Here is a 15,125-nt window from a genome sequence, read left to right on the forward strand (position 1 = left end):
TTTCTAGGACGAGTATTCAGTGACATGGCAACTTGATTTAAATAATGCTGATCTGCCTGATTTAAATCAATCCCTTTAGGTAAATATTGCCTAATTAAACCATTCATATTTTCGCATGTGCCTTTTTGCCAAGGTGAATGTGGGTCACAGAAATATACATCTATGCCTAAATCTTCTTCGAGTATTTTATGTTCTGACATCTCGCGTCCACGGTCATAGGTCAACGTTTTACGCAGTTCTGCAGGTAAATATTTCAGAGCTTCAGTTAAAGCCTTGCGCACTGATTCTGCCTTTGCATCAGGTAATGTTGCCAAGATACAGAGCCGTGTATTTCGTTCAATAAGTGTTGCTATCGAACTTTTATTGTCTTTACCTTTAATTAAATCAGCTTCCCAATGACCCGGTATTTTTCTTTCTTGAACTTCGGCTGGGCGCTCATGAATAGTTTTAATATCCTGTAATATAGAATCTTTTTTAGGTTCACCGTTAGCTTTTCGCTTTTTATTTTCATGACGCAGACAGGATAATAAGTCTTTTTTCAACTCACCCTTGGGTAATGCTCGTATCGTTGAATAAATCGTTGTATGGCTTACATTCATTGTTTGATCCAAATCAGGAAATGTCTTTAAACGCTTTGCTATTTGCTGAGGAGACCATAAACAACGGATCGCTTCAACAATAAATTTCCAGAGGATTGAATCGATTTTGAGTTTTCTGTGACCACGTCTACGTCTAGCGAAGGTGTTATCAGAAGCATATCGAGCTTGATAAACGTCATTGATGCTATTTCTTTTAAGCTCACGATAGATCGTACTAGGATGTCTTTTAATGAGTTCAGCAAATTTTCTGGCTGAAAAGCCTTCTTTTCTTGACTCAAGCATTAATGCAGTACGATCTTCAAAGTTAAGATGATGGTATGACAATTTTATATACTCCATAAACCCTTTAAATTAATTAGGTGGTTTATGTCGCACTTCAAGTTTTACTCTGCCGTGCATCCTTAATGAGTGAACGGCACTTTTATAATTTAATTAGTAAGTATCCAAAAGAATATATTAATTTTTACTATTTTGAGATAAGGCTTTATAAAAATCATATGAAAGGTTTGAAAATGTCATTGCCATTGGTTTTTGATTCATTTGAGTAAGGCCTAAATTGAATATTTTTTACTATCAATTAAACTATCATTTTGTATATAAATTACTGTAATTAGATGGCTACAACTACACATAGTTCAATATATATTTCACGTCCAAGTAATTACGAGGGAGATGGAACTGACGATAAAGAAGAATTTATTGAGACATGCAATATCCGTTTTAAAGATATGTTTAAAGATCAAAAATCAATCTCCACACTGTCTGAAATTGAAAAAAAATACTTTGAAAAGTGTGTTTCAGCTTCAAATGATAAATATGCTGCTGAGGAAGTTATTTATGATATTGGAGTTGGTTTTGCGGTACTAATTGTTTTGCTGGGTATAGGCTGGGGATTCTATGAGGCAAAAAAATCTTTAAATACCCCAATGATAATTAATCCCAAGGAAAACACTGAGAATGGTACCAATGGAGACCATATCACTAACGGAGTCATCATAGTCCTTTTTTCCATAATTATTGCTGCATTTATTTATCTAATTTTTAGTTTTGTTTCCGGAATATGGATATCAATTAAATATTAAAGTTTGCAGAGATGTATATGGGCTTGAAAAGGATAAGCCGATTAGTTCTAGTCTTGGTGTGGCAAAATAAGTAGAAGATAAGGTAAAGAAAATCACTATGGAGGTTGTGCAATCTTTTGTGGTCTCTATTGTAGGTATTGATGCATATCAAACATCTCATATTGGTTCAATCAGGTCTAGTGTGTATGGGGTAGGGTGCTATATGAACTGATAGTTTTTTATTTTCTGAACTGTTAAGTTTTAGTCATAATTAAAAGGAGTAATTTCATGAAAAAGATAATTTCATTAAGCTTAATTTTTTCATTAAGTGGATGTGTAAGCCCAACTACCCAAATGACTAATAATAAATTTAGCGAAATACAGCCTTCTATACCTTTAGTGTCAGGGGTATGGACGATTTCAATCGGCCCAAGCATATCAACCATAAAACTTGACGCAGATGGTAATGGAATACTTTGCGACGATACTAGTGGACATGTAGTATTCAATAAAGTTAAGTATTTTAATAATATAATTTATCTTCAAAATGGTATGGTTTTAGAAGTTAAGTTTCTTAACAAAGATATACTCGAAGCTAGAACAATTTTAAGTGCCTCTAATTCGAATATGATTTATAAAGCTGATAACGACTTAAAGGCAGCTTCACTAAAATGTGTTAAAGAAATATAGATACCACTTTATAAATTTGCTGCCATAAGGCCAAATAATCAACGGACCTTTTTCATCGCCCAGTCTGATACATCCATTTTTATCTGCTATAAGCTTTCCATGTGCTGAAGCCATCATTGAAATATTACTTTTCATATTGCTTGTAATAAGTATCGGTTGAATAGAAACCTCTTCATGGTTAGTTATAGTAGGCTTTACCATGCAAGATGTTAGGCTAAAAGCAGTTAAAGAAGCTAAGAGTTGAATTTTCATATAGGGCTTTTTTTATTTACTTTTTAGTAAGAGGTTCTATAAATTGATTGATAATAACGCCTTTACTTAGATCACATGTAGTATCAGGTTTAATTATCCATTTGTAGTTGTTCAAATTAATGGGATAAGCTTCTCCGCTGCCGTAAGCAATCGTATCCCCATCTTTATATTCTTTTGAGTCAACAATTAAAAGATACTTATTGCTATCCCAATGAGCATCTTTAGTTGCAAAAATAGGAATCACTCGATCATTTGTATTCATTAAATAAACACAAGAGCCTTCAATCTTGATTTTTGCCTCACTATAGCTTGCATTATCAGCATTACCAGAGTAACCAATTTTTGGAACAATAACCTTATTTTGAGCCAGAGAAGTATCGGTACATCCATTAAGTAGGATGATCAATCCAGTTTGAAGAGTGAACAAAATATTTCTTTTATTCATAACTTATATACTAGTGAAAAGTCTAAATTATAAATTCTATCAGTAGACATGTAATAGTATTCATTACATTGTCTAACTCTAGTGACAGAAGTAGAAGTTATCTTTAATAAACAAGCGCCGTTTTCGAGTAAAGATGAGAATATTAAAAAACACGACTCTATATTTCTGTTCTAATCTTTTGATGATTAATCTTCAAATTGCTTTATTCAAATAAAGATAAAAAATTATCTGCGCAATATTTCAAAAGAATAAGATGAATTATATTTATCAAATTAATTTAAAAAATATATTATTTAATTATCTTTATTAAATAATATAGAGATATTAATTTAATTTACTCAATAATTAATAAGTTTTATTAAATAATAATAGTTTCTAAATAATTGAATTTTTCTAATGAAGCAACTTAACTATTTGTATTGCATGTATATTTTAAAATTTAAATAAATTGCATTGTTTTTAAATATTTTAGTGATATTTTATTTTTAAGCTCATTTACCTATTACCACTCATAGATACTGTGATTTTTATCATTTTAGGTTTGGGATAACCTAAATATCTTTTGGTAATTTTATTGAACCTAATATCTATTCTTTAGGGAGAAGGAATATATGTGGGAATTATTTGTAATTCTACTTTCGCTTGGGCTGTTGATGTATACAGCTTACAAGGGATTTTCAGTCATTCTCATGGCACCAATTTGTGCCTTACTCGCTGTTCTTCTCATTAACCCTGCCAATGTCTTACCGTTTTATTCGGGTGTATTTATGCCCAAAATGGTGAACTTTATTAAAGATTACTTTCTTGTATTTTTACTCGGGGCAATTTTCGGTAAAGTCGTTGAAATGTCAGGAATTGCTGAGTCTATTGCACGAACTATTGTGAGATGGATTGGAGCAAAAAAAGCAATTTTAACCGTTATATTGTTAGGTGCAATTTTAACCTATAGCGGTGTAAGTTTATTTGTTGCTGTATTTGCCATTTATCCTTTTGCAAACCAGCTATTTAGACAAGCCAATATTCCAAAACGTTTAATTCCGGGGACCATCGCGCTTGGTGCATTTACATTTACCATGGATGCATTACCGGGTACGCCACAAATCCAGAACGTAATTCCAACTACATTCTTTGGCACCAATATTTATGCTGCACCATTTCTAGGAATTATTGGCGCTATTTTTGTTTTATGCATGGGTTTGGCTTACTTAGAATGGCGTCGCCGAGCTGCTGCAAAAGCAGGCGAAGGGTACTCTGGTTTTGGCGCAGACAATACACAGCCTCAAGAAATTGAAGCCGATATGAACTTACAAAATAACGGAAGTACGGCGCGTCAGTTTTTAGCTTTTGTACCTCTTATTCTTGTTGCTGTAATGAACAAATATTTGTCTAAAGCAATCAAAGAGTGGTATCCAAATGGTTTTGATTTTGCCGCAGTTGGATTAGCGGATTACACAGTGGATGTTGCGAAAACTGGTGCGATCTGGGCGGTGGGCCTTGCGCTGATTGTTGGGATTATTTCTGCAATTTTGTTTGATTATCAGCGTGTAGTGACGAACTTCAAAGAGGGCATTAATGCCAGTATTGGTGGTTCACTTTTAGCGGTGATGAATACGGCTTCTGAGTATGGTTTCGGTGCAATTATTGCGTCATTACCGGGCTTTGCACTGATTAGCCATGCAATGAGTAGTACCTTCACAAATCCATTAGTCAATGGGGCTGTGACCACAACCGTTTTAGCGGGTATTACCGGTTCAGCTTCAGGTGGTATGAGTATCGCTTTAAGTGCGATGGCTGAACAATATAACGCCGCGATTTTAGCTGCGGGTATTCCACCAGAAGTCATGCACCGTGTGGTTGCGATGGCATCGGGTGGTATGGATACACTTCCGCATAATGGTGCTGTTATTACTTTACTCGCTGTTACTGGGTTAACTCATAAACAGTCGTATAAAGATATTTTTGCAGTCACGGTAATCAAAACGTTAGCGGTATTTGTGGTAATTACAGTCTTTACCGTAACGGGTATTGTTTAAATCAGCGCGTTATAAGTATTAAGGAGTAAATAAATGACAAAACTTTTAGACGGTAAGGTCGCTTTTATTACAGGTTCTGCAAGTGGTATCGGTCTAGAGATTGCTAAGAAATTTGCTCAAGAAGGTGCCAAAGTTGTTATTTCTGATATGAATGCTGAAAAGTGTCAAGAAACGGCGCACTCACTTAAAGAGCAAGGTTTTGACGCATTATCTGCACCATGCGATGTGACCGATGAAGACGCTTATAAACAAGCCATTGAGCTTACTCAAAAGACCTTTGGTACGGTTGATATCTTAATTAATAATGCTGGTTTCCAACATGTTGCACCTATTGGAGAATTTCCAACGGCTGTTTTTCAAAAGTTAGTTCAAGTCATGTTAACTGGGGCGTTTATTGGTATTAAACATGTTTTTCCAATTATGAAAGCTCAAAAATATGGTCGTATTATTAATATGGCCTCAATTAATGGCTTGATTGGTTTCGCTGGAAAGGCAGGTTATAACAGTGCTAAACACGGCGTAATTGGCCTAACAAAAGTTGCGGCATTAGAATGTGCACGCGATGGTGTTACGGTAAATGCTCTATGCCCGGGTTATGTAGATACACCGTTGGTTCGTGGGCAAATTGCAGATTTGGCTAAAACCCGTAATGTAAGTTTAGACAGCGCACTTGAAGATGTGATTTTGGCAATGGTTCCTCAAAAGCGTTTGCTCTCTGTTGAAGAAATTGCTGACTATGCGATTTTCCTTGCGAGTAGCAAAGCAGGTGGGGTAACAGGCCAAGCTGTGGTTATGGATGGTGGTTACACCGCTCAATAATTTAAGTATTTTATAAAAGCCGCTTATTTAAAATAGGCGGTTTTTTTATTCGTTAAAAATTTATGATAGTCTGCTGTTCAAAATAATGATTTATCTCTACTCTATTTGCTTATAAAAAATCTAATAAAATAAGTTTATTAAAGTATGAAATTATACTTTAAAGGTATTTAACTTATTTCCATTTTTAAAATCTAATAGAGTATGAGAAAGTAATCTTTACTCTCTTTCTTGATTCGGTATTTTCAGGAAAATTCGTCAATTAAAGGATATTAATTGGCATACAAGTTGCTTTTTAAGCAATAAGTTATTTAGCTAGGTGAAAAGGATATGATATCACTCAGCCAACAGACGGAACTCAATCATTATTCACGCAAGGCTGAATTTGCGCAGAATCTGATGTCCACAATTTGTGGTGAACACCGTTTAGATACAATTTACAAAGACACTCTCGATTTTCACTATGACGGAATGCGTTTGCCTAATAAAAAAATGGCAATCGGTACAATCAGTTATGGTGCAAACGTTGCCATTAACATCTCAAATTTAAAAGCGTATAGCATTAGTTTGCCTATACAAGGTCGACAAGCTCTCAACATTCGTGGCGCTCATTATCAGTCTGATGAAAACAGAGGCCTTATTGTTTCAAATAACGATCAACAAGATTTGATTATTGATAAAGATTGCAGAAAATTTCAGGTGGTTATTCCTGAGCGAAGTATGCAGATTGTCCTTGCAGATCTACTGAATAAACCTATAGAAACGCCTATCATTTTTAACCCTGAAATGCATCTGGACTCGGAGCAACTGATTGGTGCATGGTGGAAGAATATTCAGAATTTTTTACAGCTAAAATCGCAATATAGTAATTTTTATGGTTTGCAGATGTTATCTGAAGACTATGAAAATTTTGTAATTAAAGCCTTACTATTGTCTCAAGAAAATAACTACTCTGAAGCCTTAAAGTCACTCTCACATCAAGATGAACCAGCTTATATCCGTAAGGTTCGTAATTTTATTATTGAACATGCGCATGAAGAAATCTGTGCAGAAGACTTGCAGCGTCTTGCAGGAGTTTCAAAATCAAAATTGTATGATGAATTTCAACAATACTATGGCACCAGCCCAATGTCGTATTTAAAAAAATATCGTCTCCAACAAATTTATAAGATTTTGAGCACTACCGGAGCAGATAGAAAGGTTTCTATTTCAAAGCTTGCCTATGACTGGGGCTTTAACCATTTAAGTCGTTTTTCTCAAGAGTATCGTGAAGAATTTGGAGAAAATCCAAGTGAGACTAAAGGGAAAATTTTCTAATATTTAATTTTTCGCAATAAAAAACTGATTTAGGCAACTAAATCAGTTTTTTATTTATTGCCTAATATTTATAGACTTTCTTCGAGCTTTAACACTTGTTCGTTTTTAGATTTCTCATAAATTACTTTCAGGCTAAGTGCAATAAATGAGATGAAGGTTGGTAGCGCAAGAATAAAGAAAATACCGCTTAAGCTTAGGTTAAAAGTAAAAATGAGTGAGCCAAAGAAAGCACCTAAAATTGCACCGATACGGCCAATACCATGCATCCATGAAACACCAACTGCACGGCACACTGCTGGATAGAACATAGCTGCAAGTGGCAGTAATGAGGACTGAGCACCAGCGAGTAAAGCACCAATTAAGAAAATAGTAAGACCTAACAAGAAAATATTTGAGCTTACTAGACCTGCAACAATGAATAGACCGAAAGCAATGAGATATGAATATTTAATCACTGTGGTTGGGTTCAGTTTATCCATGTACCATCCCATAATGGTGGCGCCAATTACACCACCAAAAGGGAAAATCGCGGCAATTAAACTAAACTGTTGGGTACTGAAACCTGCTGTTTTTAAAATCGTTGGCATCCAGCTTGTTAAAAGATAGAATACCAACAGACTAGTAAAGCAGCAGAGCCAAAGCATGCTTGAACCCCACAGGTATTTTCCTAAAACCACTTTAACCGGATTTTCATCTGATACAGTTTCTGCTTGAGTTAAAACAAGTTTTACAGGTTCTTGAAAAGAATGGCCTTGAATATTTTCTAATATACGCTGAGCTTTGTCTTGTTGATGACGTGTAATTAAGTATTGCGTTGATTCAGGTAATTTAAGCAATAAAGCAACCACTAAAATAAGCGGAATGCTTCCACCAATAATAATCACCTTAGCCCAGCCATAACTTTCTAATAGATAAGCTGATAGCACACCGCCGCAAGAAATACCGAGCATGAAACCACAGCCAGCAAGGCCTGTGAGGAATGCTTTACGTTTTACAGGCATATATTCAGAGACAATCGTACTGATGTTTGGCATGGCTGCACCTAAACCAACACCTGTAATAAAACGATAAATCATTAAATCTTGGGTCGAGTCGGCAATGCCACACAAAATTGTAAATATTGAAAATAAAAGGCTTGTAAAAACAATGACACCTTTACGTCCAAATTTATCGGACAAAGGCCCAGAAATGATTGCACCGATCGACATCCCGACTAAGGCAGCACTTAAAACAGGAGCGAGTTGAGGCTTGGTAATTCCCCAATCATCCAGCAATGCTGGAGCAATAAAACCAATAATTCCTGTGTCTAGACCATCACAGAAAAAGACAAAAAAGCCTAGGATAAAAACCATCCACTGTAGTGGAGACAGTTTCTCGCGGTTGATAATCGTGTTTGCGTCTATCGTTTTCATATGTATTCCTTATTCATTAAAATTTTTTGCTGTAATTGACGAAGAAACGGTTTTCAGAGAAATCGTTTCCATGCTTAACGTCGTAATTGATGAAGATGTACTGAAGAGCTAAGCCTTTGAGGAATGGCTGTTGAAGGGCATAATTGACAATAACGTTTGCTTCACTTTCTTTATTTTTTAAGCCATCTGCTGTCTTAAAGTGATTGCCATATACATATTTGAAAGTGGTATTTAAACCAGGCACATAATCTTTAAAGTCATAGCCATAGATGAAGTGATAAGACTTTTCATCTTGTTTGAAGAAACCAGTCGTGTTCCAGTTAATGAAATAAGTTTCAGGCAAGAAACCATCTGGTAATGGGTAAGCAGACTCACCAATAATTTGCTGATAACCCACACCAAAGCTGTGATTTTTTACTTTAAGTGTTTCTAATAACCCTACATTTTGTGCGTCGATGTCAAAAAGATTTCCATTATCTTTAGCATTGAAATATTTGAATTTTGAATTAACTGAAAAATTAGCGTTTTTCCATAGGTGGTCAACGCCGACATAATGTTTGTTATATAAATCCTCCATATTTCCAAAGTAATATTCGCCTTTCAACGTAGGCGTAAATTGATAGCGAAGATCTATATAGTTAAGGCCATCAGAGTAGCCAGTCACACCTTTTGAAGTAAAAGAAAATCGATGGAAATCTTCTTCATTTCGCGGTGATACTTTTTCAATACGGCCAATTTCTGCAAAAATCTTATCGTTTAGCTGACTTTTAAGATTAGTTCCCCAATAAGACGTTAGAAGTTGTCGACTTGCATCTACAGTGGTTACGGGTAAATCCAGCCATAATTCACCAATGCTGAGTAGTGTCTTGTTATAGCCTAACTTTAAGGTTGCGCCATATTTTAGATAATCAGGTGCTTGGGACTGCGTCGCTTTATCGAAAGGTAATACCGTATCTGCAACATGTTTATCTTGGCTTAAACGAACCGCATATTGTGCTGAAGCATTTGCGCCAATTTGAATCGGGGTTCCTCCAATTTCTAACGGCGTATCATGCATATTTGAGTTGTAAAATAGAGAAACTGATTGTGACCAGCTACCTGTGTCTTTTACATCTGGATTGTCATAGTTTCTGTCTATATATGCATTTTTTGATGTAAATTTCCATTCTTCATCCGCTGAATAAGCCTGAGTAGAAAATGCACTACAACATAAAATATTGATGAGCATTAACGTTTTTTGTTGTCCATAAAGTGGCCATGGTCGATGCATAAATAAACGCCTTAATTTAGAAAATGACTGGGCTTTTTTTATGTAATCAAACGGATTACATGACTTGATTGAACTATTTTTAGCCAATCGTCACTATCCAATAAGTCCTAATCTTCATCCATTTTTTCCAAATTAGATAAAAAGCATTAATTTAATTTTTTAATTTAAACTTTTGAAATATAGGTGTTTCTTATTTTTTTAATTTTTATCCAGTTTGATTGATTTTGATAATTACGCAGAGATTGGATAGTGCTTGCAGCTTTTGGACAGTCTAAAAAAAAATTCGGATAGAAGATAAAGCCATAACAATGTCAGGAGTTGACACTATGGCTGGTCAAACCATTCAAATTAAAACTGCATCTGGAAAGCAGTTCAGTGCGTATCTAGCGACACCAGAAACAGGAAAAGGACCTGGAGTGGTGCTTTGTCAGGAAATCTTTGGGGTTAATGCAGCCATGCGAGAAAAAGCAGAATTTCTTGCAGAAGAAGGCTATACCGTTTTGGTTCCTGATCTATTTTGGCGTGTAGCACCTAATATTGAACTCGGTTATACACCAGATGACTTTCAAAAAGCTTTTGAACTTTATCAGCAATATGATGAAAACCTCGGTGTTGAAGATATTCAGGACAGCTTAGCTTTTTTAAAGACACAACCAGAATGTGATACCTCTACAGGTCTCGGCGTAGTGGGCTATTGCTTAGGTGGAAAGCTTGCGTATCTTTCAGGCTGTCGACTTTCTGAAGTGGCATGTGCCGTAGGTTATTACGGTGTAGGCATTGAAAAAGCCTTAGATGAGTTAGCCAACGTAAAGGGGCGTTTGGTTTTACATATTGCAGAACTGGACCAATTTACACCGCCAGATGCGAGGCAAGCGATTGTCGATGCAGTTAACCAATATTCAAATGTACAAGCTTATGTTTATGAAGGTGTTGATCATGCTTTTGCACGACCAAAAAGCAACCATTACCACAAACCTTCAGCGCGCTTTGCCCATGAACGTACAGTAACAGCTCTACATGAAACGATTGGGCCGAAATATGACCTAGTTGCACTATGGGAAGAGCATATTCGGCATGAGTTCGATACGCGTGACGTACCAGCTACCATGGCAACGATGGTTGCTGAACCTTATGTCAACCATATTCCAACCTTAACTGGCGGTGTAGGCCAAAGCCAGCTTGCCCGTTTTTATCAATATCACTTTGTGCATCAAAACCCGAAAGATATGAAGATCACTTCGATCTCTCGTACGGTTGGCTCAACGCAAGTGGTTGACGAATTCATTATGAGCTTTACCCACGACGCTGAAATTGACTGGTTATTACCAGGTGTAAAACCGACTGGTAAATATGTCGAAATTCCAATGTTAGGTGTGATCCAGTTTAGAGGGTCAAAGTTGTGCCATGAGCATATTTACTGGGACCAAGCGTCTGTACTTGTTCAAATTGGTTTATTAGACCCAACAGGCTTACCAGTTGCAGGTGTCGAGACAGCTCGAAAACTTCTTGATGAAGATCTTCCTTCCAATACGTTGATGTCAACTTGGTCAAGTAGTGAAGGCAAGCCAGTCAATTAAGGAGTATCTGCAATGAATATAGATTTAAAAGGAAAAGTCGCTGTGGTAAGTGGCGGTGCAACCCTGATTGGTAAAGCTGTCGTACAAGCGTTGGTAAATGCAGGTGCTCATGTTGCTATTTTAGATATTGATGCTAAAGGCAAGGCGATTGCAGAAAGCTTTAACCATGATGTGATGTTTATTCAAACCGATTTAACCAGCGATGCGGCTATTCAACAAGCTGTGGCAGATATTCATCAACATTTAGGTGAAGTAAGTTACTTGGTGAATTTGGCATGTACCTATTTAGATGACGGTTTTAAATCTTCACGTCAGGACTGGTTACAAGCACTCGATATTAATTTGGTCTCAACAGTTGAGCTGAGCCGTGCTTTATACCATGACCTAAAAAAGCAGCAAGGTTCAATCGTTAACTTTACTTCAATCTCGGCCAAAGTAGCACAAACAGGACGCTGGTTATACCCAGTTTCTAAAGCCGCAATACGTCAACTCACACAAAGCATGGCAATGGATTTTGCTGCCGACGGTATTCGCGTCAACTCCGTTTCACCGGGTTGGACATGGTCGCGAGTCATTGCAGAAGTCAGTGGTAATAACCGTGAAAAGGCCGATAGCGTGGCAGCCGATTATCACTTACTAGGCCGATTGGGTCATCCCGAAGAAGTCGCCAACGTGGTTTTGTTTTTAGTGTCACCCGCTGCGAGTTTTGTTACCGGAGCAGATTATGCGGTCGATGGCGGATATTCAGTGATGGGCCCTGAAGGATCACAGCCCGCTATTCCACGTTTAGCTGAATAGCACAGCGTTTTAAAAGCACATTTAAAAAATTATGGAGAAGATTATGCGCCGTATTGCAATTGTTGGAGCAGGACAGTCTGGTTTACAGCTTGGTTTGGGTTTATTAGATACAGGCTATGACGTAACCATGATCACCAACCGTACTGCCGACGAAATCCGTCAAGGTAAAGTCATGTCAAGCCAGTGTATGTTTCATACCGCTTTACAAACTGAACGTGACTTAGGACTAAATTTTTGGGAAGAACAATGTCCAGCGGTAGAAGGTATTGGGCTTGCTTTAGTCAATCCTGAAAATGGTGGTAAAGCATTTGAATGGAGTGCTCGTCTTGAGCGCTACGCTCAATCGGTCGATCAACGCGTCAAAATGCCATATTGGATGGAAGAATTTGAACGCCGTGGCGGTCGATTAGTAATTCAGGATGTTGGAATAGAAGAGTTAGAACAACTCGCAAACGACTACGAGCTTGTATTACTCGCGGCTGGTAAAGGTGAAGTCGTTAAACAGTTTGAGCGTGATGATGTACGAAGTATTTTTGATAAGCCTCAACGTGCTTTGGCTTTGACCTACGTCAAAAACATGAAGCCAATTTCACCTTATTCACGTGTGACTTTTAACATTATTCCTGAAGTCGGCGAATACTTTTCATTTCCAGCACTTACCGTTAATGGTCCTTGCGACATCATGGTGTTTGAAGGTATTCCAAACGGTCCAATGGACTGCTGGCAAGATGTCAAAACACCCGAACAGCATCTGCAATGCAGTTTGAATTTACTCAAGAAATTTGTGCCTTGGGAATATGAACGTTGCACAAATGTTGAGTTGACCGATGCTGGTGGATATTTAGCAGGGCGTTTCCCGCCGACCGTACGCAAACCCGTTTTAACCTTACCGTCTGGCAAGAAGATTTTTGGCATGGCAGATGCCTTAGTGGTCAATGATCCGATTACCGGTCAAGGCTCAAACAATGCGGCTAAGTGTAGCAAGATCTATTTCGATGCCATTTTAGCCAATGATAATCAAAGCTTTAGCGAACAATGGATGGTTCAAACTTTTGAACGCTATTGGGCTTATGCAGAAAAAGTCGTGGCTTGGACCAATAGCTTGCTCGTACCGCCACAACCGCATGTTGTTGAACTATTAGCAGCTGCAAGCCAAAACCAAAGCATTGCTTCAATTATGGCCAATAACTTTGATGACCCTCGCGCTTTTGCCCCTTGGTGGTTTGATGCAGATCAAGCTCAAGCATTCTTGGTCTCAAAAACCGCAGCAAAAGTCGCTTAAGGTCAAAATATCAAAGGGAGATTTTAAAATGGACACAATTGAAACTTTAGCTTTACAAGCCATTAATGCTGAAAACCCGAGAGAAATCCGTAACTTGCTTGGACAGTTTGCAACTGGCGTTACCATAATTACAACTCGTGGTAAAGATGGTCGGAAAATAGGCATGACAGCCAATTCGTTTTCATCTCTGTCTTTAGATCCGCCATTAATTTTGTGGAGCCTTTCAAAAACAGCGCCAAGTTTGTCTGATTTTGTAGAAGCTGAATATTTTGCCATTCACATGTTGGCCCAAGAACATCATCAGCTTTCAGGACATTTTGCTCGAGGTGCCGAAGATAAATTTGCAGGCATTGCTCATCAACAATGCAATGCAGGCGTTCCTATTTTATCCAATGCACTCGCAACCTTGGTTTGCCGCAATGTAAATCAGTATGAGGGCGGAGATCACCTGATTTTTATTGGTCAGATTGAACAATACCAACAACGCCAAGGTGAACCATTGGTATTCCACGCAGGAAAGTATCGGATTGCCGCTGAGCATCCAGAATTAACACATTAATTCACCATAATCACGATCACTCCGGTCGTGATTTTTTTATAGGAAATAAGAAGATGAAAAGCACTTTAATTAAACATGGCTTTTTAGCAGGGACATTGTTGGGTTTGCCATTAGTTTCTCATGCCTATGATTTACCGACTGTAAACTTAGGTATGACCAGCTTTCTCGATGGCGGTTTACCCGCAGGGCCCGGTTGGTATGCTCAAACCTATTTTCAAAATTACGATAGCAATAATCTGGTCGATGCCAATGGACAAAAACTCGGTTTACCTAAAACAGATTTAAATTATCAAGTACTGGTTGAACAGATTAGTTATTTATCGAATGTCCGAGTAAAAGATAAAGCCAGTCTAGGTATGAATTTTTTAATTCCTTTTGTCAGTAAAATGGACATGGATGATGGCTTGAATAATGCTGCCATTAAGGCCCAAAGCGGCTTTGGGGACATTATGATCGGACCTTTTATTCAATTCGATCCAGTCATGGGTGCACAAGGACCGAAGTTTGTACATCGTTTTGAGTTTCAGGTGAATTTACCTACTGGCGAGTACGACCAGCAAAAAGATATTAACCCAAGTAATAACGCTGTTTCATTTGATCCTTATTGGGCTGCAACGTATTGGTTTAATCCAAAGTGGACAGCTTCAACGCGTATCCATTATCTCTATAACTTTAAGAATAATGACCCAAGCTATGCTTTTGTTGGAGCAAATGATATGCAGGCAGGGCAGGCAATTCATGCAAACTTTGCAACGGACTATGCTATTACTGAACAGTTTCGCTTAGGACTGAATGGTTATTGGCTAAAACAAGTCACTGATACCGAAGTCGATGGTGAAAAAGTCAAAGGTCGACGTGAACAAGTTTGGGCAATTGGTCCTGGTGCGATGTACAGTTTTTCTAAAAATGATCACTTGGTTGCAAATGCATATTTTGAGCAAGATGCTGAAAACCGTCCAGAGGGAACACGACTACAAGTTCGTTATGTCCATCATTTTTAAATCATAAAAAAAG

16 protein-coding genes and 1 pseudogene are annotated in these 15,125 nt (G+C 37.5%); 12 read left to right on the plus strand and 5 right to left on the minus strand.

Annotated elements, in window-relative coordinates; genetic code table 11:
- A partial coding sequence (locus MKL51_RS11365; RefSeq protein WP_079396101.1) for an IS30-like element ISAba125 family transposase occupies window positions 1-938 on the minus strand: 938 nt, incomplete at its 3' end.
- Window positions 939-1,327: 389 nt separating this feature from the next.
- Between MKL51_RS11365 and MKL51_RS11370 the strand changes: the two genes are divergently transcribed.
- The 3 genes from MKL51_RS11370 (at window position 1,328) to MKL51_RS20995 (ending at window position 2,350) form a co-directional block, all read left to right on the plus strand.
- Complete coding sequence (locus MKL51_RS11370; protein WP_078225433.1) at window positions 1,328-1,681, plus strand: hypothetical protein; 354 nt, start codon at window positions 1,328-1,330, stop codon at window positions 1,679-1,681.
- Between the two features lie 97 nt (window positions 1,682-1,778).
- On the plus strand, window positions 1,779-1,892 hold the full coding sequence (locus tag MKL51_RS11375) for a hypothetical protein (RefSeq protein ID WP_107908721.1): 114 nt from the start codon (window positions 1,779-1,781) through the stop codon (window positions 1,890-1,892).
- 56 nt (window positions 1,893-1,948) lie between these two features.
- Window positions 1,949-2,350 carry a J517_1871 family lipoprotein gene (locus tag MKL51_RS20995; RefSeq protein ID WP_017403212.1) on the plus strand — a complete coding sequence of 134 codons (402 nt, stop codon included), beginning with the start codon at window positions 1,949-1,951 and terminating at the stop codon, window positions 2,348-2,350.
- Here the strand turns inward: MKL51_RS20995 and MKL51_RS11385 are convergent.
- Window positions 2,327-2,602, minus strand: coding sequence for a hypothetical protein (locus MKL51_RS11385; protein ID WP_017386926.1), 276 nt, complete (start codon window positions 2,600-2,602; stop codon window positions 2,327-2,329). The two genes, MKL51_RS20995 and MKL51_RS11385, sit on opposite strands and share 24 nt — an antisense overlap.
- Window positions 2,603-2,618: 16 nt before the next feature.
- Entirely contained in the window at window positions 2,619-3,047 is a 429-nt protein-coding gene (locus MKL51_RS11390; protein WP_017481173.1) for a hypothetical protein, read from the minus strand.
- Between the two features lie 81 nt (window positions 3,048-3,128).
- Here MKL51_RS11390 and MKL51_RS11395 point away from each other — a divergent pair.
- From MKL51_RS11395 to MKL51_RS11410, 4 genes and pseudogenes are all read left to right on the plus strand, one after another.
- A pseudogene (locus tag MKL51_RS11395) lies at window positions 3,129-3,261 on the plus strand (hypothetical protein).
- Between the two features lie 397 nt (window positions 3,262-3,658).
- Complete coding sequence (locus MKL51_RS11400) at window positions 3,659-5,080, plus strand: GntP family permease (RefSeq protein ID WP_017481172.1); 1,422 nt, start codon at window positions 3,659-3,661, stop codon at window positions 5,078-5,080.
- A 33-nt stretch (window positions 5,081-5,113) separates the two neighbouring features.
- Window positions 5,114-5,899 (plus strand): 3-hydroxybutyrate dehydrogenase, encoded by a 786-nt coding sequence (locus MKL51_RS11405; protein ID WP_017481171.1) that lies wholly within the window; start codon window positions 5,114-5,116, stop codon window positions 5,897-5,899.
- A 327-nt stretch (window positions 5,900-6,226) separates the two neighbouring features.
- Window positions 6,227-7,213 (plus strand): AraC family transcriptional regulator, encoded by a 987-nt coding sequence (locus MKL51_RS11410; RefSeq protein WP_017481170.1) that lies wholly within the window; start codon window positions 6,227-6,229, stop codon window positions 7,211-7,213.
- Window positions 7,214-7,281: 68 nt separating this feature from the next.
- Here the strand turns inward: MKL51_RS11410 and MKL51_RS11415 are convergent, their stop codons facing one another.
- Window positions 7,282-8,625 carry an MFS transporter gene (locus tag MKL51_RS11415; RefSeq protein ID WP_017481169.1) on the minus strand — a complete coding sequence of 448 codons (1,344 nt, stop codon included), beginning with the start codon at window positions 8,623-8,625 and terminating at the stop codon, window positions 7,282-7,284.
- Between the two features lie 16 nt (window positions 8,626-8,641).
- The gene (locus tag MKL51_RS11420; RefSeq protein ID WP_228138071.1) at window positions 8,642-9,853 is read right to left on the minus strand and encodes an OprD family outer membrane porin; all 1,212 of its coding nucleotides are present in this window, start codon (window positions 9,851-9,853) and stop codon (window positions 8,642-8,644) included.
- Between the two features lie 368 nt (window positions 9,854-10,221).
- Between MKL51_RS11420 and MKL51_RS11425 the strand changes: the two genes are divergently transcribed.
- From MKL51_RS11425 to MKL51_RS11445, 5 genes are read left to right on the plus strand one after another with little or no spacing between them, the layout of a single operon-like run.
- Window positions 10,222-11,472: a dienelactone hydrolase family protein gene (locus tag MKL51_RS11425; protein ID WP_017481168.1), complete on the plus strand. Its 1,251-nt coding sequence runs from the start codon at window positions 10,222-10,224 to the stop codon at window positions 11,470-11,472.
- A 12-nt stretch (window positions 11,473-11,484) separates the two neighbouring features.
- A complete protein-coding gene (locus MKL51_RS11430; RefSeq protein WP_017481167.1) occupies window positions 11,485-12,270 on the plus strand; it encodes an SDR family oxidoreductase in 786 nt (261 codons plus the stop codon).
- Between the two features lie 43 nt (window positions 12,271-12,313).
- Complete coding sequence (locus MKL51_RS11435) at window positions 12,314-13,552, plus strand: styrene monooxygenase/indole monooxygenase family protein (protein WP_017481166.1); 1,239 nt, start codon at window positions 12,314-12,316, stop codon at window positions 13,550-13,552.
- 28 nt (window positions 13,553-13,580) lie between these two features.
- A complete protein-coding gene (locus MKL51_RS11440; protein WP_017481165.1) occupies window positions 13,581-14,111 on the plus strand; it encodes a flavin reductase family protein in 531 nt (176 codons plus the stop codon).
- Between the two features lie 53 nt (window positions 14,112-14,164).
- Window positions 14,165-15,112, plus strand: a complete 948-nt coding sequence (locus tag MKL51_RS11445) for a SphA family protein (protein ID WP_017481164.1) — start codon at window positions 14,165-14,167, stop codon at window positions 15,110-15,112.
- Window positions 15,113-15,125 lie beyond the last annotated feature (13 nt).

It is taken from the genome of Acinetobacter sp. AOR18_HL (assembly GCF_027855145.1).
GTDB lineage: Bacteria > Pseudomonadota > Gammaproteobacteria > Pseudomonadales > Moraxellaceae > Acinetobacter > Acinetobacter pittii.